13 protein-coding genes, 1 pseudogene and 1 riboswitch are annotated in these 15878 nt (G+C 52.6%); of the genes and pseudogenes, 6 read left to right on the top strand and 8 right to left on the bottom strand.

Translation table 11 applies throughout. The annotated features are described in order from the left end of the window. Positions 1–80 precede the first annotated feature (80 nt). From FPZ45_RS26070 to FPZ45_RS19855, 4 genes and pseudogenes are all read left to right on the top strand, one after another. Positions 81–656: pseudogene (locus tag FPZ45_RS26070) on the top strand (AAA family ATPase); the annotation flags it as partial. 72 nt (positions 657–728) lie between these two features. Continuing rightward, positions 729–1043 carry an AAA family ATPase gene (locus FPZ45_RS26065; protein WP_425457031.1) on the top strand — a complete coding sequence of 105 codons (315 nt, stop codon included), beginning with the start codon at positions 729–731 and terminating at the stop codon, positions 1041–1043. 1 nt (position 1044) lies between these two features. After that, a complete protein-coding gene (locus FPZ45_RS19860) occupies positions 1045–2142 on the top strand; it encodes a DUF58 domain-containing protein (RefSeq protein WP_144705741.1) in 1098 nt (365 codons plus the stop codon). After that, on the top strand, positions 2142–3416 hold the full coding sequence (locus FPZ45_RS19855) for a DUF4129 domain-containing protein (protein WP_144705739.1): 1275 nt from the start codon (positions 2142–2144) through the stop codon (positions 3414–3416). The genes FPZ45_RS19860 and FPZ45_RS19855 overlap by 1 nt, the downstream gene beginning before the upstream one ends. Positions 3417–3461: 45 nt before the next feature. Here the strand turns inward: FPZ45_RS19855 and FPZ45_RS19850 are convergent, their stop codons facing one another. From FPZ45_RS19850 to FPZ45_RS19825, 6 genes are all read right to left on the bottom strand, one after another. Beyond that, on the bottom strand, positions 3462–4316 hold the full coding sequence (locus tag FPZ45_RS19850; RefSeq protein WP_144705737.1) for a TcaA NTF2-like domain-containing protein: 855 nt from the start codon (positions 4314–4316) through the stop codon (positions 3462–3464). 35 nt (positions 4317–4351) lie between these two features. After that, positions 4352–4837 carry a hypothetical protein gene (locus FPZ45_RS19845; protein WP_186438479.1) on the bottom strand — a complete coding sequence of 162 codons (486 nt, stop codon included), beginning with the start codon at positions 4835–4837 and terminating at the stop codon, positions 4352–4354. A gap of 249 nt (positions 4838–5086) precedes the next feature. Continuing rightward, positions 5087–6271 (bottom strand): stage II sporulation protein P, encoded by a 1185-nt coding sequence (spoIIP, locus tag FPZ45_RS19840; protein WP_144705733.1) that lies wholly within the window; start codon positions 6269–6271, stop codon positions 5087–5089. A 125-nt stretch (positions 6272–6396) separates the two neighbouring features. Next, positions 6397–6900, bottom strand: a complete 504-nt coding sequence (locus FPZ45_RS19835) for a C40 family peptidase (RefSeq protein WP_246120516.1) — start codon at positions 6898–6900, stop codon at positions 6397–6399. A gap of 4 nt (positions 6901–6904) precedes the next feature. Beyond that, positions 6905–7045: riboswitch (cyclic di-AMP (ydaO/yuaA leader) on the bottom strand. A gap of 216 nt (positions 7046–7261) precedes the next feature. Then, complete coding sequence (locus FPZ45_RS19830; protein WP_144705731.1) at positions 7262–8077, bottom strand: hypothetical protein; 816 nt, start codon at positions 8075–8077, stop codon at positions 7262–7264. Between the two features lie 12 nt (positions 8078–8089). Next, complete coding sequence (locus tag FPZ45_RS19825) at positions 8090–10084, bottom strand: M1 family metallopeptidase (protein WP_144705729.1); 1995 nt, start codon at positions 10082–10084, stop codon at positions 8090–8092. A gap of 225 nt (positions 10085–10309) precedes the next feature. On the opposite strand from FPZ45_RS19825, the gene FPZ45_RS19820 reads away from it, so the two are divergent. Further along, positions 10310–11443, top strand: coding sequence for an RCC1 domain-containing protein (locus tag FPZ45_RS19820; protein WP_186438478.1), 1134 nt, complete (start codon positions 10310–10312; stop codon positions 11441–11443). Between the two features lie 58 nt (positions 11444–11501). Here FPZ45_RS19820 and FPZ45_RS19815 read toward each other — a convergent pair whose 3' ends face one another. Further along, complete coding sequence (locus FPZ45_RS19815) at positions 11502–13595, bottom strand: HelD family protein (RefSeq protein WP_144705725.1); 2094 nt, start codon at positions 13593–13595, stop codon at positions 11502–11504. Positions 13596–13829: 234 nt separating this feature from the next. Here FPZ45_RS19815 and FPZ45_RS19810 point away from each other — a divergent pair, with 234 nt between their 5' ends. Next, positions 13830–14333, top strand: a complete 504-nt coding sequence (locus FPZ45_RS19810; RefSeq protein ID WP_144705723.1) for a YwhD family protein — start codon at positions 13830–13832, stop codon at positions 14331–14333. Between the two features lie 332 nt (positions 14334–14665). Here the strand turns inward: FPZ45_RS19810 and FPZ45_RS19805 are convergent, their stop codons facing one another. Further along, positions 14666–15868 (bottom strand): enolase C-terminal domain-like protein, encoded by a 1203-nt coding sequence (locus tag FPZ45_RS19805; protein WP_144705721.1) that lies wholly within the window; start codon positions 15866–15868, stop codon positions 14666–14668. Between the last annotated feature and the right edge of the window lie 10 nt (positions 15869–15878).

Below are 15878 nucleotides of genomic sequence, written 5' to 3'. Positions count from 1 at the left end.
AAAGAATATGTGAGTTTTTACAGTTCACACCCTTCTCCGGCATTGTTAAAATATAGAAAACGGAGGAGGGTGTTTTTGTCGTGGATAAACATGAATTGGAGCAGAGGATTTCGACCGTGATCAAGAACGTAGGCTCCGTCGTCGTCGGCAAGGACGGCGTATTGGAACACCTTCTAATCGCGCTGCTAGCATCCGGACATGTGATCCTGGAGGACGTTCCGGGAACGGGTAAGACGCTTCTTGCCAAGTCGCTGGCGAAATCGCTGGCTTGTCAGATGAGACGCATTCAATTTACGGCGGATTTGCTCCCTTCGGATATTACGGGCATTAACTACTACAACCGCCAAACCGATCAGTTCGAGCTTCGGCAAGGCCCGGTGTTTACGAACATTCTGCTGGCGGACGAGCTTAACCGGGCGACTCCGAGAACGCAATCCAGCTTGCTCGAATGTATGGAGGAGCGTCAGGTGACGATCGACGGCGTGACTTACCCTCTGGAAGCTCCGTTCATCGTGGTCGCCACTCAGAATCCGATTGACAATCACGGTACCTTCCCGCTGCCTGAAGCCCAACTGGATCGCTTCATGTTATGCGTCTCGATGGGGTATCCGACGGAAACGGAAGAAGAGGCGATATTGCGGCGGTTTACGGCCGGCAATCCGCTCGAATCGCTTCAGGCTGTCCTTAGCCGGCAAGACATCATAGAGATCCAGAAACTCGTCCCATCCGTGCACGTCAGCGACGAAGTATACGGTTACCTGATCGCGATCGTGACGGCTACGCGTTCTCATCCGGACATCTCGTTCGGGGCGAGCCCTCGCGCAAGCCTCCAGCTTCTGAAGGCGGCACAAGCCCGGGCGTTGCTGGCGGGCAGGGATTACGCGCTTCCCGACGACGTCAAAGCGCTGGTCCGTCCGGTTCTTGCGCATCGTATCATTCTGAAAGATACGTTCAGAGGCGAGACGAACGGCGCAGACCAGCTCTTGGACCGCTTGGTCGCGGACATTACCGTGCCGACGGAAGCCGCATTGGAGACGAGGTAAAATGGCGGTCATCCTGTGGATCGTATTGGTTATGACAGCGCTTTATTTGTTGCAGCGGATATTCTTTTCGATATTTGGCTTTAAAGCCCTGTCTTATACGCGGTCGTTCAGTTCGACCCGGGTTCATGCCGGACAGACGGTATGGATGCGCGAGACGATCGCCAACCGTAAAAGGCTTCCGCTTCCCTGGCTGCGCGTCGAATCGATGCTTCCCGCCCAGCTCGTGTTCAAGCATCGGGAAGCGGATATGTCCATCAACCGAGGAGACCGGCTGCAGAATCATGCCAGCTTGTTCAGCATTCCTTCGTATACGGAGATCGTGCGGAAACACGAAATTGCTTGTCCCTTTCGCGGCAAATACCGAGTGACCAGCTACACGTTATCCATGGGAGATCTGGTCGGATTGTCGGGCAAGTCGATTCAACAGCAAGGAAACTGCGAGGTTGTCGTCTATCCCGCGCTCAAAGAGATTCGCGAGTTCCCGCTCGGCGCGAGGAAGTATCTGCAGAGCGTAAGAAGCATGATTAGTCCGATCATGGAGAACCATCATCATGTGGCTGGAATCAGACCGTACCGGGAAGGGGACTCCTTCCGAATGGTGAACTGGAGCGCGACGGCGAAGACGGGTAACCTTCTGGTCCACAAGCGGGAAAGCATGCAGGACAACGATCTGACGATTATCCTAAACGCAGAATTGCTGGATTCAGCACATAACGCAAGAATAACGTCCGAGGAATTCGAAGGGGCTTTGAGTTACGCCGCATCTGCCGCGCAGTACGTTATTTCCGGCGGAGGCAAAGCGGGGTTTATTTTTAACGGGGCTAATGACGGAGCGGAGAATAGCATATTCCGAGCGCCGGCGCGAGCCGGATCGGCGCATATGGACATGCTGCTGGAGGCAATGGCGGGATTTCGCCCCGTCACGGCACTTGGTTTGTCGTTCCTGCTCGAGCAGCTCGTCGCAGAACGAACCCGCGGAATGAATTATTTTCTGATTACGGGGTTTATCGACGGGAAACAAGAGCAACTCGTTAGCAAACTGAGGGGGCAGGGCAATACGGTTCAGTTGCTTCTTCTCGGGAAAGGGGCGGTCGCGTGATGGAGCGGGTCGGAAAGCTAATCTTGCGCGTACTGGCGGAATGTCTGATCTGGCTGCCCCTGTGGCTGCTTTTTACGGCGAACATGGGACTATCGGACAAGCTGCGGCTAGGCATGGTCATTCTTATTACGATTATCGCCGGTCTCGCCCTGAATCGTCTGCCCGCACTGTGGCGAAAAGTCGTGGTGATCGTCGCCATCTTCGCGCTTGTGGCCTTCGGGATCGTGAACTATACGGATCACCTTCCGATACTCATCTGGCTGGGCATCATGCTCTGGAGAGGGCGCTATGCGAGTCTTGGGTATTGGCATTATGGATTAGGGTTTGGCGTATGCACGCTTGGTTTGATCGCGATTGCCCAGAACGAAGCTTGGACCGATTACCGGCTGCCGTTGATTTTGTTGGCATTGGCATGGGTTGTGGTCTGGTTTGTCGCGTTAAACCGGTCTCTCGTCCAACGTGCTGGTCTTCTCAGCGGTATCGCGACCAAACCGGTCATGCGCGCCAACAGCAAATACGTCATGATCTTCCTTGCCGTAAGCATGCTGGCGATTGCTTTGACCGTCGGTTATGGAGAGAAGCTTTTGACGCCAAAGCAGATCGTTAACCCGAACAATAGTTGGATCGACCCGGAACGCTTCATCCCGCCTCCGCAAGATGCGGGCAGACCCGAATGGCTCGATCAGTTGGGGAAACCGAAGAAGCCGTCCGTCGTGTGGGACTATTTGCTGGGAATCGTGATTGTTTTCGCTGTGATAGGGCTTGTACGTTTTGTTGGCTTGCTCTGGAAGGATAAGAACTGGACCCTTAAAGGAATTTTGGATGCAATTAAAAGTTGGTTCCTAAGGGAGAAACAGCAAGAGACTCTGCCGTATATCGAAGAACAGCGCAGCTTGCGAAAAGAAAAGAAACAAGGAGGCGGCGTGCTCGGAGGCTTGTTGCGCAGGCAGCCTCGCCGAATGGACTGGGAGCGGTTAAGCAATCCGGATAAGGTACGGCGTCTGTACGAGGACGCAGTGGCGGAGGGCATTCGGCAAGGCTACGAGTTTAGAACGTCCGATACGCCGAGCGAAACGCTGGCAGCGCTCGAACGCTGGCAGGCCGACCAAGTAACTGCAACTCACAAGGAGCGTCAATCCGACTTCGGGAACTGGCTTCATCGCGTCCGTAACGCACTAGCTAGTTTATACGGCAAGGCCAGATACAGCCCTCACAACATTTCCTCAGAGGATGTGGAGGAATTGCATTCGGGTTCGCCTCATCGCTATAAATAAGAAATCGGGTGCAACGGCACCCGATTTCTTATTCGGCATCGATGCTTATTCGTTGACGACCCTGATTTCCAACGTTCCCTTTATAAAATAAGAATGAGCGACATGGAATTCGATCCGATTGATCCCTTCTTTGACTCCTTTGATTACGAATTCGCCCGTGTCCACATCTTCGCTCCATCCACCCGTCACTTCGTTATCGCTCTCCTCGTATAGAAGACTCAGCTTCTGCGATTGGGGACGTAGAATCAATTCCTCTCCTATTTTAAGAGTAACCGAAGATTTCGAGAATCGGATGGCTTCCTCTTGATCATAGTCTTTGACATCGTTGATCTCGTAAGTGACTTCGGGTGGATTCGCGACCTCGCGTGATGCTTCCCACGGCTCTCGCCGACTTAATTTCTCTTGCTCATCTTGAACGGTTACAGTATATATCCAGTAATCTTCATTACTTTGAGCATCCTGTTTCGGCTTTTTACTGGAAATCGTCTCCCGGACATAAAGCTTAATGCTGGAGTCGTTTTCTTCGATTTGCTCCAAATCATAATTCTCTAATTCTAGCGCAATGCCATCGTTTGCTTGTTCCTTCATATACTCCTTAAGAAAGCTTGATAATTGGCTATCAGATTCGACATATCGCTCTACGAGAGAATAGTCATTTTGATTGATGGCCTCTATGACGGCGGATTCATAGGCTTGCAGCAGCAATTCCGAATTGTAGGTATCCGCTTTTGCCGAGCCGGGAAGCATCGACGGACTTAGGTTCGACGGACTCGGGTTCGACTGACTAGGCGAATTTGATGTAAACGGGCTGAACTCTTGTACGTCGGAATTGGAACGTGAACACCCCGTAGATACCATGATCATGAAAATCACAATGAAAACATAATAAACGCGCAACAAGTGTTAATCCCCCACTCAACGATTATTGATTAGTATTAGTCGAACGTAATCGAATTAGCCATCTCAAGAAGGGCCTCATAGTTGGCGCTATAGAAATCTTCGGTAACCATAGCGTAGAGGTGACATTGAATCGTACTGCCTTTCACGATAAAGTGAAACAAGCGCTGATTGTCCACCGATGTTTGAATTAACTGTCCATCCCCTGCCGCAATCCCGATCGTTTCGATGCTCCAATTATTGGCCTTCGCTTCATCGATTTCCATATTGTCCAGGGGATCTCCAAGCAAATATCCGCCATAAACGCGAATATCGTTCCCGTCATCGCTATATAGAACTACCCCGTCTCCCGAAGGAGATTCTTCTCCCGCAGGCCATTGCGAAGGATAGTGTATCTCGTACCCATAGCGATTATTGGCATATACAGAATCCGTATCAAGGGGGATAAAATTCTTAGCGTCATCCAATAACAAATTCTGACCCTCGTCCCTCGAAGAGGAATTCATATTTGAAGAAGTATTCATTTCCTTCTCCTTATCATTGGAATTGCACCCGGCTAAAAATGTTATGACCCCCAAAATAAGGAGCGCAGAACGTAACTTTTTCATGCGACACATCCTTTGTAATTGTTTTCGTCTCAAACGTCGGGTAGATGAACAAGATAATATTTCCTTATTCTAACATTTATTGAATTCGAAAAGGCCCACTTTAGGCAGAAAAAAAGAGAACAGCAGGAGCGATAACGCGCTTCCTGACGTTCCCTTTTTTAATGTTTATTTTAACGAACCGTAATACTCGGAGAAAACATCCGCGAATGCCTCCGCAGCGAGCTTGCTCTCTTCCAGCGTATTGTTCACGCCACCGACCTCGAGCAGCAAGCTGCCGGGGGAAAGGGATTGGTTGTATTCCCCGTTTCCTTGATGGACGCTCTTGGAGATGACGCCGCGCGACAATCCGGGGTATTTCTTGTTCAGACGCGTATTGAGTTCCTCGGCGAGTTTTTTGTTAGCCGCATGGTTAGGATGCGCGGTCCCGATGACAAATAGAATGCGCGCGTAGGCTTTGCCTTTGATCGTAACCGTTGTGGTCTTGCGCGGAACGTTGGCGTCACGATGAATGTCGAAAAAATAAGATAACGACGGATTGGCTTTCATTGCCTTGGTGACGGCTTTACGGGATTCAGAGTAAGAAAGGGAATAGCTCAGGTTCTGCAATTTCAGCTTCTCGTTGAAATCGTCGTTCCCGACCAGAGTCAGGATGCCTTTCTTTTGCAACTGGTCGCCCAGATGCTTGCCTACCATAGTAATGTTCACCACAGGATCATCGACGGAAGATCCTTTCGTGTTGCGGGCGACGTTCGCCCATGACTCGCGGTTGTGCGTGTGATAGATATATACTTTGAGATTCGAATCCTGTTCATCGCGATCGGTTTTGACGACCCAATTCGCAACGTAAGCGCGATCGCCTGTCGGAAGCGATATGAGATGCCAGTCCGCTTCGGCGCCGATGATCGGGAAAGAATCACCCGGCGAAGCTTTGCCCACGATCTCGTACTCAAGCCCCGGCCCGCTGCGCAGGTTGGTTTTATCTACGATATAGACGAAGCGCTCAGGAGTTTCAATTGTGACGACCCAACCGGCGACATAGACGCTTTCCCCATTCAGAAGCGAGACGTTATACCAATCTCCTTCTACGCCGATGATCTGATAAGAGTCACCAGGGGCGGCTTTGCCCACGATCTCGTATTCAAGCCCCGGTCCGCTGCGCAGATTCGTAATATCCACGATCTTAACGACGGTTCCTTCTATGAATGAATCCGTTCGTTCTACCTGTTCGATTGCCGTGTCGGCTTCAAGATCCGCTGATTCGGATTGGTTGGCGCCATAAGCGGGAACGAAAGAGACAAAAAGCATCAGGACGACAATTATTGCACATGTTGTAGTTTTTCTAAGGAACAATGCTTACTCTCTCCCATTCTAGTATTCGTAAAAACAATATTCGACATAAAATAGGGGAAAGCCTGCTAATCTCCCAAAAAAACAAAGAAGGCCCGCATGGCGGGCCTTCACGGTTCTTGCGCGTATTACTCCTGAACGGCTACTGCGGCTTCTTCGACTTCGATTTCCTTGGCAATTTTCTTGTAAGTCTCGTCGCCGAGAATGCGGCGAGCTCCAAGATAACGCTTCGAGTAGTAGTTCTCGTCAAGGGAAGTGATCGTTACGCCTTTAGAAGCGGCATGGGCGAACTTGTTGTTGCCCACATAGATCCCGACGTGAGATACGCCGCTGCCGCTCGTATTGAAGAATACGAGATCGCCTGCACGTAGATCATCTTCGGCGATTTTCTTGCTTTTTTCCCAACTGAACAGGTCTCTCGAAGAACGGGGGAGATCGATGCCGAGTTCATTGAACACGTATCCGGTAAATCCGGAGCAATCGAATCCCTTCGTTGTCGTTCCGCCGTACTTGTAATCGATTCCGATGAGCGGAGCGATCGTCTTATCGAGCTTGGAGTCCGCAAAGGCGCTGCCGACCTGGAAAGCCAAGAATAATGCAAGAGAGAACATGAAGACTGAAACTTTGCGCAAAACCTGTGACTCCTTCCACTGCCTACGAGGTTAGCTTGAGGGTTCGGTAGAAGGTATCCCCTATGGCTCCTTTGTTGCAAAGCCAACTCACCCGAAAGATGGTTCCCCCGTTTCCCGATTCACGGGAACTCGGCAATTTTAGATTACTTTAGTTTTATATATTCTGTTATTCTGACAAATTTCCTGCATCTTCTAGATTAGAATTCACTAATCTTGAGAGAAGAGGTAGGAATTAAAGCCCCCCTTTCGCGCAAATGTGTCCCGCCCGATAATAACGCCAAACCCCGGCTGCGACCCGAAATCAGGCGCGGCCGGGGAATGTCCCGTGTCAGATATTGTCGGTTGTTGGGACGGATTTAGCTTAAGACTCCGTTTCACGCCAAACTTGATACTGAGTAGCGGAAGTCCACAGCTTCAGCAGTGAGCGAACGAAGTGGAAAGCCTGGTGCAATGCGACGGCGAGGAAACCCGACCAGAGCAGGGAGACGGCCCAAGCTGCGGCGGACAGGGCTAATCCGATGCCGAGCAGCGCGAAGGTGACTCCTAACAACGGGAGCGCTCGGCGAAGCGCCAAGAGAAGACTTTTCACGATTCCCTCCTGCGACGCCGCTCCGAATTGCATGAACTGGCAGACCAGGTGAACGACCAACCCATACAGCAGCCACATTGCCGCATAGGGCAGCAACCCTTGTATCCAGTTCGTCAGGGAGGGTTCGGAGAAAAAGCGGTCTTTGGCCAACGGCAGCAGCCATGCGGCGGGAAGTAGGATCAGTCCGTTCTCCAGCCAATAGAGCAAAGCGACCGGTTTCCAAGCCCTTCGCATTCCGGACAATACCCGGGTACCGTCTTCTTCCGATGCGTGATGGAAGGAGTAAAATATTCCGGCATTCAGCAAGGGAGTCAGCACCATTCTCATCAGAAGGAAACCGCACAATACCAAGAGAACCTCGTCGAGCATATCTGTTTTCAGCAAGCGGAACTGGGCTTCGATAAGGAACAGATGGGCCGCGTCCGAGTTGGGATGATCCCCCGGATAACGCGCCAATACGGGCGTAACGACCGAATCGACGAACCGATATAGGAAAAATCCCCACAACAGGCGGTACAAGAACAGGAGAACCAATACATACTTATGCCGGACGGTCATGTCCCATCCCATTTTTAATCGTTGGCGCATTTCCTCGTCACCTCACCATGCCATTGATCCGAACAAGCCTTCGATCATTTGCGCGATGCTGGTTGCAAAGCGAGTTCGCTGTTTCGCGGGCACTTCCGCCTTGAGATAGTTATTATATTTACGATTGTCGAGAACGACGTTGTTGCTCGGATCGATGGCCGCGTAGAGGAGAGGCGACGGGGATTCCAGCTTGATGAGCATCTGGGATTGCGCGCCGTCCCACTTCTTGCGAAGGGATTGTCCGTCCTGGAATTGCAGCCAGATCGATACGGGCTCGGGACTGCCTCCGTCACGTCGAATCAGGACGCTGTTCTCATACCCGGAATCCGTTTTGCGCGTCTGAATGCTCTGCACGGAGTAATCGGCCGCTTCGCCCTTTCGAACGTAGGCAAGGAAAAAGTCGTCCCAGTTTTCCTTTGTTACGCTCTCGACGACCTTCTGGAAATCGGAGAAGGAGGGGTGCTTGAATTTATATTTTTGAAAATAAGTGCGCATAATCTTGCTCATCGTTTTGTCGCCGACTTGGCGCTCCAGGGAAGTCAGGACGAGTTTGCCGCGCAGGTAGACGTTCTCGGCGTAGCCTTCGGATGAGCTGTATTTCCAGGAATAAAGATTCAGCGGTTCCGGTCGGGTCAGATAGCTGGCTTCGACCGGCAGATTCGACAGCACGCCGTAAATACTGGCCATCAGCTTATCTTCCGTGTAGGAAGTGAAGCCTTCGTCGAGCCAGGCTTCTTCGAATTCATTGGACGCGACCAAACCGTACCAATATTGATGGGCGACTTCATGCACCAACGTACGCTCCAGCTCGTATCCCGGATTGTCGTTCTGCGCCGAAGCGGCGGTCACGAGCGTCGGATACTCCATGCCGCCCGCGCCGTTGCCGCTTGCCGGAGGAACGATGACCGACAAGGTGGAATAGGGATACTCGCCGTACCACTGCCCGAGCTTGGCAAGCGCGGATTTGGCCGCATGCATGTATCGATCCTTCAAATCTTTGTGAAGAGGATCGATGTACAGCTTGATCCGAACTCCAGGGATGCCCGGAGAGGAGAACGATTCTTCCACGTACTCGAAGTTCGGGGAAGCGGACCAGGCGAAGTCGTGAACATCCTCGGCATAGAACAGGAAGCTTTTCCGGCCGCTTGAGACGCTTGGCGATTTCGTCAGGAATCCGGTGGCCGCGACTTTATAAGATTCGGGCACATCGATGCGTACGCTGTAAATGCCGAAGTCCGCATAGAACTCGGAATTGCCGTGATATTGATGCAAATTCCAGCCTTCGGCGGCTCGTCCCCGCATACCAGCCGTCTCGTATACGGCGACTTTCGGAAACCACTGCCCCGCCATTACGAAATCCCCCGCTTTACCCATGCGGGCAAAAACGTCGGGAAGCTTCACCTTGAATTTCATTTGGAGAGTAACGGATTTTCCGGGCTGGATCGGTTCGGGCAGACGGAAGGCAACGAGCGTCCGATCGTTCTTGTTGCCGTCATCCGGCTGCACATAGCGGATACGGGGCATTAAAGTTTCCCCTTGCATCGTCGTCAGGGAGGTGAGCTCCACGCTGCCGTCGCTGCCCTCTTTCTTTTTGTCGCCTCTAAGTTGGCCGCCGGACTCTTTCAAGAACGTGCTTCCGGGTGCGAACGCGTTCGGATAGAGATGGAGATAAAAATCCGAGACGGCTTTGCGCCCGGGGTTTTTCCATGTCACGGTTTGTTCCCCGCTCAAGGCTCCGTTCCGTTCGTCGAGTACGACGGAAATGTGGTATTCCGTGATCCGGTTGCTGAGAATGGCGGCTTGAAGGGTCTGGGGAACGTCTGGCCCAGGTTCCGACTTCGCCTCAATGGCGGAAGGGGCAGCGGCGGCTGGGAGCTCGTATAGCGAGGAAGCCGGAAAAGCATAATGGTCCACCCAAGCGTCGGCAAATCCGAACCGGACAGACATGACAAGTACAGCAGCGGCGGCGACGAATAGCAGCATTCGCAGCGAACGGCGCTTAGGCATACGGATAACCCTCCCGTTGACAAGCATCTACGAGATATATATGTGGGTTGTCCGCGGATTATATCTAGTGAATTGCGGGCAGGGGATGAAGGGGAAGGAGTTCTTTTTAATCAAGAATGGCAAGAGTGCGAGGCAATAGTGAAACTTTTTGAAATCAATTCCGTCTATAATACTGGAAACCAATTACATAAGTGGAATTCCATAAAAGAAATGGAGGAATGTATTATGACGAATGATATTCGAAAGGGACCGCTGAAGAGCCTTCGTAAAGTGGTTCTTCTTGCGGCAGCATTATCTTTGGTATTGGTCACTGAAGCGATGGCGGCACCCAAGCCGGAAGTAAAAACAAATCCGCTGATCGTCACGGCTTCCAACTATCATAGCACAGCCTATACTTCCGATGGTGAAGTCTGGTATTGGGGAGGAGTAGCGGACGTGATTCTCGGCAAGCATACTTTCCGCGATAATCGCCCGGAGCTTATGCAGGATCTGAAGAACGCGGTCGAAATCCAATCTTACCAATATAGAGAACTCATCTTAAAGAAAGACGGAACGGTATGGGAGTGGGGACCCGTTTATGAACAGGCTTCTACCGAAAATAATGATGGGAAGACCGGGTTCCCCGTACCCGAACAGATTAAAGGCTTACCTCCAATCGTCAAAATATCGGCGAGCAGTATATCTTCTGCTATCGACAAAGACGGTTCCGTATGGGTGTGGCATCCCGATAGGTACTTCACGGGAGTCCACAAGCTTAAGAACATTACCGATGCTAAAGATATTTCCGCTAACGGCAGCGGACTCCTTGCCATACTGAAGAAGGACGGAACCGTTTGGGAATGGGAAGCTTATAAAGAAACGAACGCCAACACCGATTATACGGCAACGCAGATCAAGGAATTGAAGGGGGTTGCGGCCCTTTCTTCGGGTCATGGAACCAATTATTTTGCGATCAAGAAGGATGGAACGGTCTGGGGGTGGGGGAAAAACCCTGGCGGGGCGTTGGGCCTTCCGATAGCGACAGATTTTGAAGAATCTCCAGTTCAAATCAAGAGTCTTAAGGATGTTTCGTCGATTACGACAGGTTATCTGAGAACTTTGATCATAAAAAAAGATGGCTCTTTATGGGTGATGGGTTACGACGTAGCTGACGTTAGCTATGATCTGAAGCGCGGTCCTGAGTTAAGGCGCGTTAAGGGGCTAGAGAAAGTAACATCGGTGGCACTGGGCTACAACCATGCAGTGGCCGTCACCGAAGACGGCAAGCTATGGGCTTGGGGAGGCAATGCGGCCGGGCAGCTCGGGGATGCAAGCTTTAAAGATAATTCTGCTCCGACCCCCGTTCGATTGCCTAAGTAAACCGGTTCATGGAAAAGCGATGGCTTCCTGATCTTAGGAGGCGCATCGCTTTTTCTCGTTATGCATCAACCAGAGGGCTCGCCTTATCTTCGAAGATTAGCGTAAGCCGGTGCAAGGCGCGGGTGCAGGCAACGTACAGGAGCTTGGCGTCTTGCGGGGTCGGCGCGTAGTGGCGTTCATCCGCATCGGCGACGAGAACGGCATCGAACTCGAGGCCTTTGGCCAAATAGACGGGAACGACGGTAATGCCGCCGCGGTACTGGGTTTGGCCTTCGGAGATGAGATTCGCCTCGATGCCGGCTTGTTTCAGCTCATCGCCAAGCTTGGCACAAACTTCGTCCGTGCGGCCGATGATCGCGATCGTCTGCATGCCGCGTTCCCGGTTGTCGCGAATGAAGCGCTCCAGGAAGCCGATCCGCTCCGTTCCGGCTTCGAGCCGTTCAAGCTCGACAGGATCGCCGCTGCGGAACACGGGAACCGCGGGCGGCAGTCCCGTATCGGTATGCGGCAGTATCCGGTTGGCGAATTCGATAATTTCCAATGTAGAGCGATAGCTTTGCTGCAACGCGTGATAGGAACGGTATTCCTCAGCGAAGACTTCGGACAGCTCTTCCCAGCGCATGACTCCGCGATACGCGTGAATGCCTTGCGCCAAATCTCCGAGAATCGTAAAAGACGGCTCGTTCATGAACGCATTTAGCAACGCGATCTGCAGCGGCGAGACGTCCTGGGCCTCGTCCACGACGACATGGTCGAACGACAATTTCTCCGTGCCGTTAAAGATGTAGTGAATCCAAACGAGAGCGGGCAGGTCCTCGGGTCGAGCAGTCCCCTTTTTCAAATATTTCTTCGTGCTGTTGATCACGCTTTGCGGAATTCCTTCCGAATCTTCCTCGGTGAACAGGCTCTGATAGAAGCCGAATGCATCGGCTTTCGGAAGTTTGTTCGTATAGGCGCGAAGCCGTTGCTTGCCCGTCTTGCTTTTTTCTTTGCGGATTTTCGGGTCGCCGATCGCGTTCAATTGCATCTCGAGCCAGCGGTTGATTCTCGCGCTGAGCCGTTCCAATCGAGGAGCGAGCGGATAATGCCGGTATTCGACCTCGAACCATTCCCGGATCGTCGCTCCCGGCAGCGTCCGTCCTTCCCAGGCCTCGAATGGCCGCGCCTCTAGGAAATCCGCTTCGAAACGCCGCATCCGTTCGTCGAGCAGTGCCTTGAAGGAGAGCGAGCCTTTGTAACGCCCCGGCGTCCCGTCGTCGATCTCGGGCCGCTTTTCTTGAAGGGAGAACCAGAGCTCGCCTTCCGACGAATCTTTGGCCAGCTGCACACTGCCGCCCAAGCGATCCAGCGCCCATTCTGCGAACGTCGTCTGCTTGACGTTGCCGACGCCGAGCTCGGGTAGCACGCCAGAGATATAATCGAGGAACATCGTGTTCGGCGCGAAAATAATCATCCGTTCCGCGCGGACTTGCTGTTGATATTGATAGAGAAGGAAGGCCAGGCGATGCAAGGCGACTGTCGTCTTCCCCGACCCGGCTAAACCTTGGATCACGAGTGCCTTGTATCTCGGAGCCCGAATGATGCGGTCTTGCTCGGCTTGGATCGTGGACACGATATCTCTAAGCCGGTTGTCTTTCTTATCGCCGAGTTTGTAGAGCAGGAATTCGTCGTTTAAGCCGATATTATCTCCTCCGCGTTCATAGCTGTCCACGATGCGGCCCAGCTTCTTGTCGCGGATAGAGATGTTCCTTTTGCGATAGATATCGCCTTGAATGGTGCCGTCAGGAGCTTCGTAGGTAACGGCGGCGTCACCGCCGGTGAAGGAGTAGAACAGGCTGGCGACCGGTGCCCTCCAATCAATGACGTAAGGCTCGCCCGTATCCCTGCGGTCCATGCCTCTCTTGCCGATATATAGAGGAAGCGCCTCGGGTTTGCCCTGTTCTCGGAAATCCAGTCGCCCGAAGTACGGTTCGTTGTGGAGCAGGTTCAGCCGCTGGCGTGTTTCCTCTCTTCTGGCTTCGAGCAGTTGCTCGACATAATCGTCTCCGTAATAGACGGGGCCGATCTCGGCCCGTTGCTCTTCGATTTCCAGAAACGTCATCCGAAGTCTTTCGAGTTCTTCCAGGTAAACGGGATTTTGCTGCGATTCCATTTGCGATGGCCTCCTTGCGCGTGTAATTGACTTCACCTATTGTGGCGCATTTTCGCAAAAAACAATAGACTTATGTTTTGCGTTTTGTTATGATGTTGAGTACAGGATTACCTAAAAAATACAGAACAAACGTTCGCGTTAATATGCACGACCAAGGAAGCGGGGAAGATCTCGATTATGCGGGATCCGGCACCCGGTTTTTTCATATCTATCGGAAATTTACGGAGGTTGAACATGGATAATCAGGACAAACCGGTCGAGAAGAAGAAGCTGTCGCTGAACGTCGTCAGCGGCAAGGAACATAGAGGATTCGGAGCGGGTTCGATCGATTTGAGCCAAGTCGCTTGCGTGATCATCGATGCGGGCGAAGCTTATATCGACGTCGGCGCGATGCACGCGAAGAGTAAGATCGAGAAGGGGATCAGATTCTCCCCCGACAAGTCGACCGTGCCGAATGGCCGTCCGGCTTGGGTTGTCTGGGTCGCCGTTGATCGCGGCGAGAACGGATCGTATTATGCAGGCGCGACGTCTTGCGAGATGCTGGTCGACACCGAGGCGAGAAGAGGCTGGAAGCTGCTGCCGGAACACGTCAACCGGCTGGACGCCGCGATTAAACGCAAATACATGCTGGACAATATCGGCCCCGCGGAGAAGGAAGCGCTTCGCAAGCTTCTGGTCGAGCACAATGAGGAATGGTGGAACAACTCGCCGCAGACGCTTAAAGACTTGTTAGCGTAATACGTAAGAAAGCCCCGGACTCCGAAAAGTGGAGGTCTGGGGCTTTCTTGTTATAGGGGCTGCCTTATTTCCCGCGCCCGGGATGATTAGCGATGAAAATCATCGGACTTCCGCCTCGTGGAGCGCGTGTTGGTGGCAAATACGATGAAAAGCATCGTTTTTAGTGGGCTGGTGCCGCTTTTGCTCGCTCCCCGGGATGATTAGCGATGAAAATCATCGGACTTCCGCCTCGTGGAGCGCGTGTTGGTGGCAAATACGATGAAAAGCATCGTTTTTAGCCGAGAGGCGCCATTAATGGGAGTTTCCGCATAGTATATTGCTGGCAAGCCGGTTTACGGAGTCGTCGGAGTGCCGTCGGGCAACCGAGCGTTCGTCCAAGCCGGAAGAATGTTCTCGCAAGGGAACTTCGCAGCCAGTTTTTCGTCGATGTCGATGCCAAGTCCGGGTTTGTCGTTCGGATACACGTAACCGTTGCGCACTTCGGGGCATCCCGGGAACACTTCCTGGATGGCGTCGTTGAATCCGTTCCATTCCTGGATACCGAAGTTGATGCTGCTCACATCCAGGTGTACGTGTGCGGCATGGCCTACGGGCGAAGTGTCACCCGGCCCGTGCCAAGCCGTTCTGACGCCGAAAGAATCGCAGAGCGCGGTCAGCTTCCTGGCCGGCGTAATACCGCCGATCTGACTGATGTGGACGCGGATGTAATCGATAAGCCGTCCCGTGATCAGCGGCATCCATTCGTTCGGATTGTTGAACAGCTCGCCCATAGCAAGCGGAATGGTGGAGTGCTGGCGGATCATGCGGAACCATTCCAGTTGTTCCGGAGGCAGCGCGTCTTCTAGGAAAAATAATTGGTACGGTTCGAGCTTCTTGGCGAAATTGACCGCGTCGATCGGCGCAAGCCGCTCGTGGATATCATGCAGCAGCTCGATCTCCCAGCCGACCGTGGATCTAAGATGCGCGAACAAGTCGACGATGCTCTTCATGTAAGCTTTCGGGTCGTAGTAGACCCCGGCCGGAGCGCCGTCCGGAGAGACGAAGGACTGGCCCGTGCCGCCGTAAGTACCCATTTGGCAGCGAATATAGCGGTACCCCTGCTCCATGTAGGCGTGCACGTTCTCTTCGACTTCGGCAATGCTGCTGCCGTCCGCATGACGGTATACAGCAGCGCCTTCGCGAACCTTGCCCCCGAACAACTCGTACAGCGGCATGCCGGCCATTTTCCCCTTAATGTCCCATAAAGCCATGTCTACGCCGGACAAGGCGTTGTTCAAGACGGGACCGTTGCGCCAGTAGCTGCTGACGATCGAGGAATGCCAGATGTCGTTGATGTTATTCACTTCTTTGCCAATAAGCATTGGCTTGATATATTGTTCGATCGCATTCTGCACGGTCAAATAACGTTGAGTGAACGTAGCGCAGCCTACGCCATAAATTTCCGGATCGGTGGTTTCGACTTTCACGACAACCAGGTTAATGCCTTCGGGTGCCGTTAAGATGGTCTTGATGTTGCGAATCTTCAGTTTCTCCATGTCCACTCTT

The sequence above is a fragment of the Cohnella terricola genome (assembly GCF_007786475.1).
Taxonomy (GTDB): Bacteria; Bacillota; Bacilli; order Paenibacillales; family Paenibacillaceae; genus Cohnella; species Cohnella terricola.
This window is presented reverse-complemented; position numbering and strand designations above follow the sequence as displayed.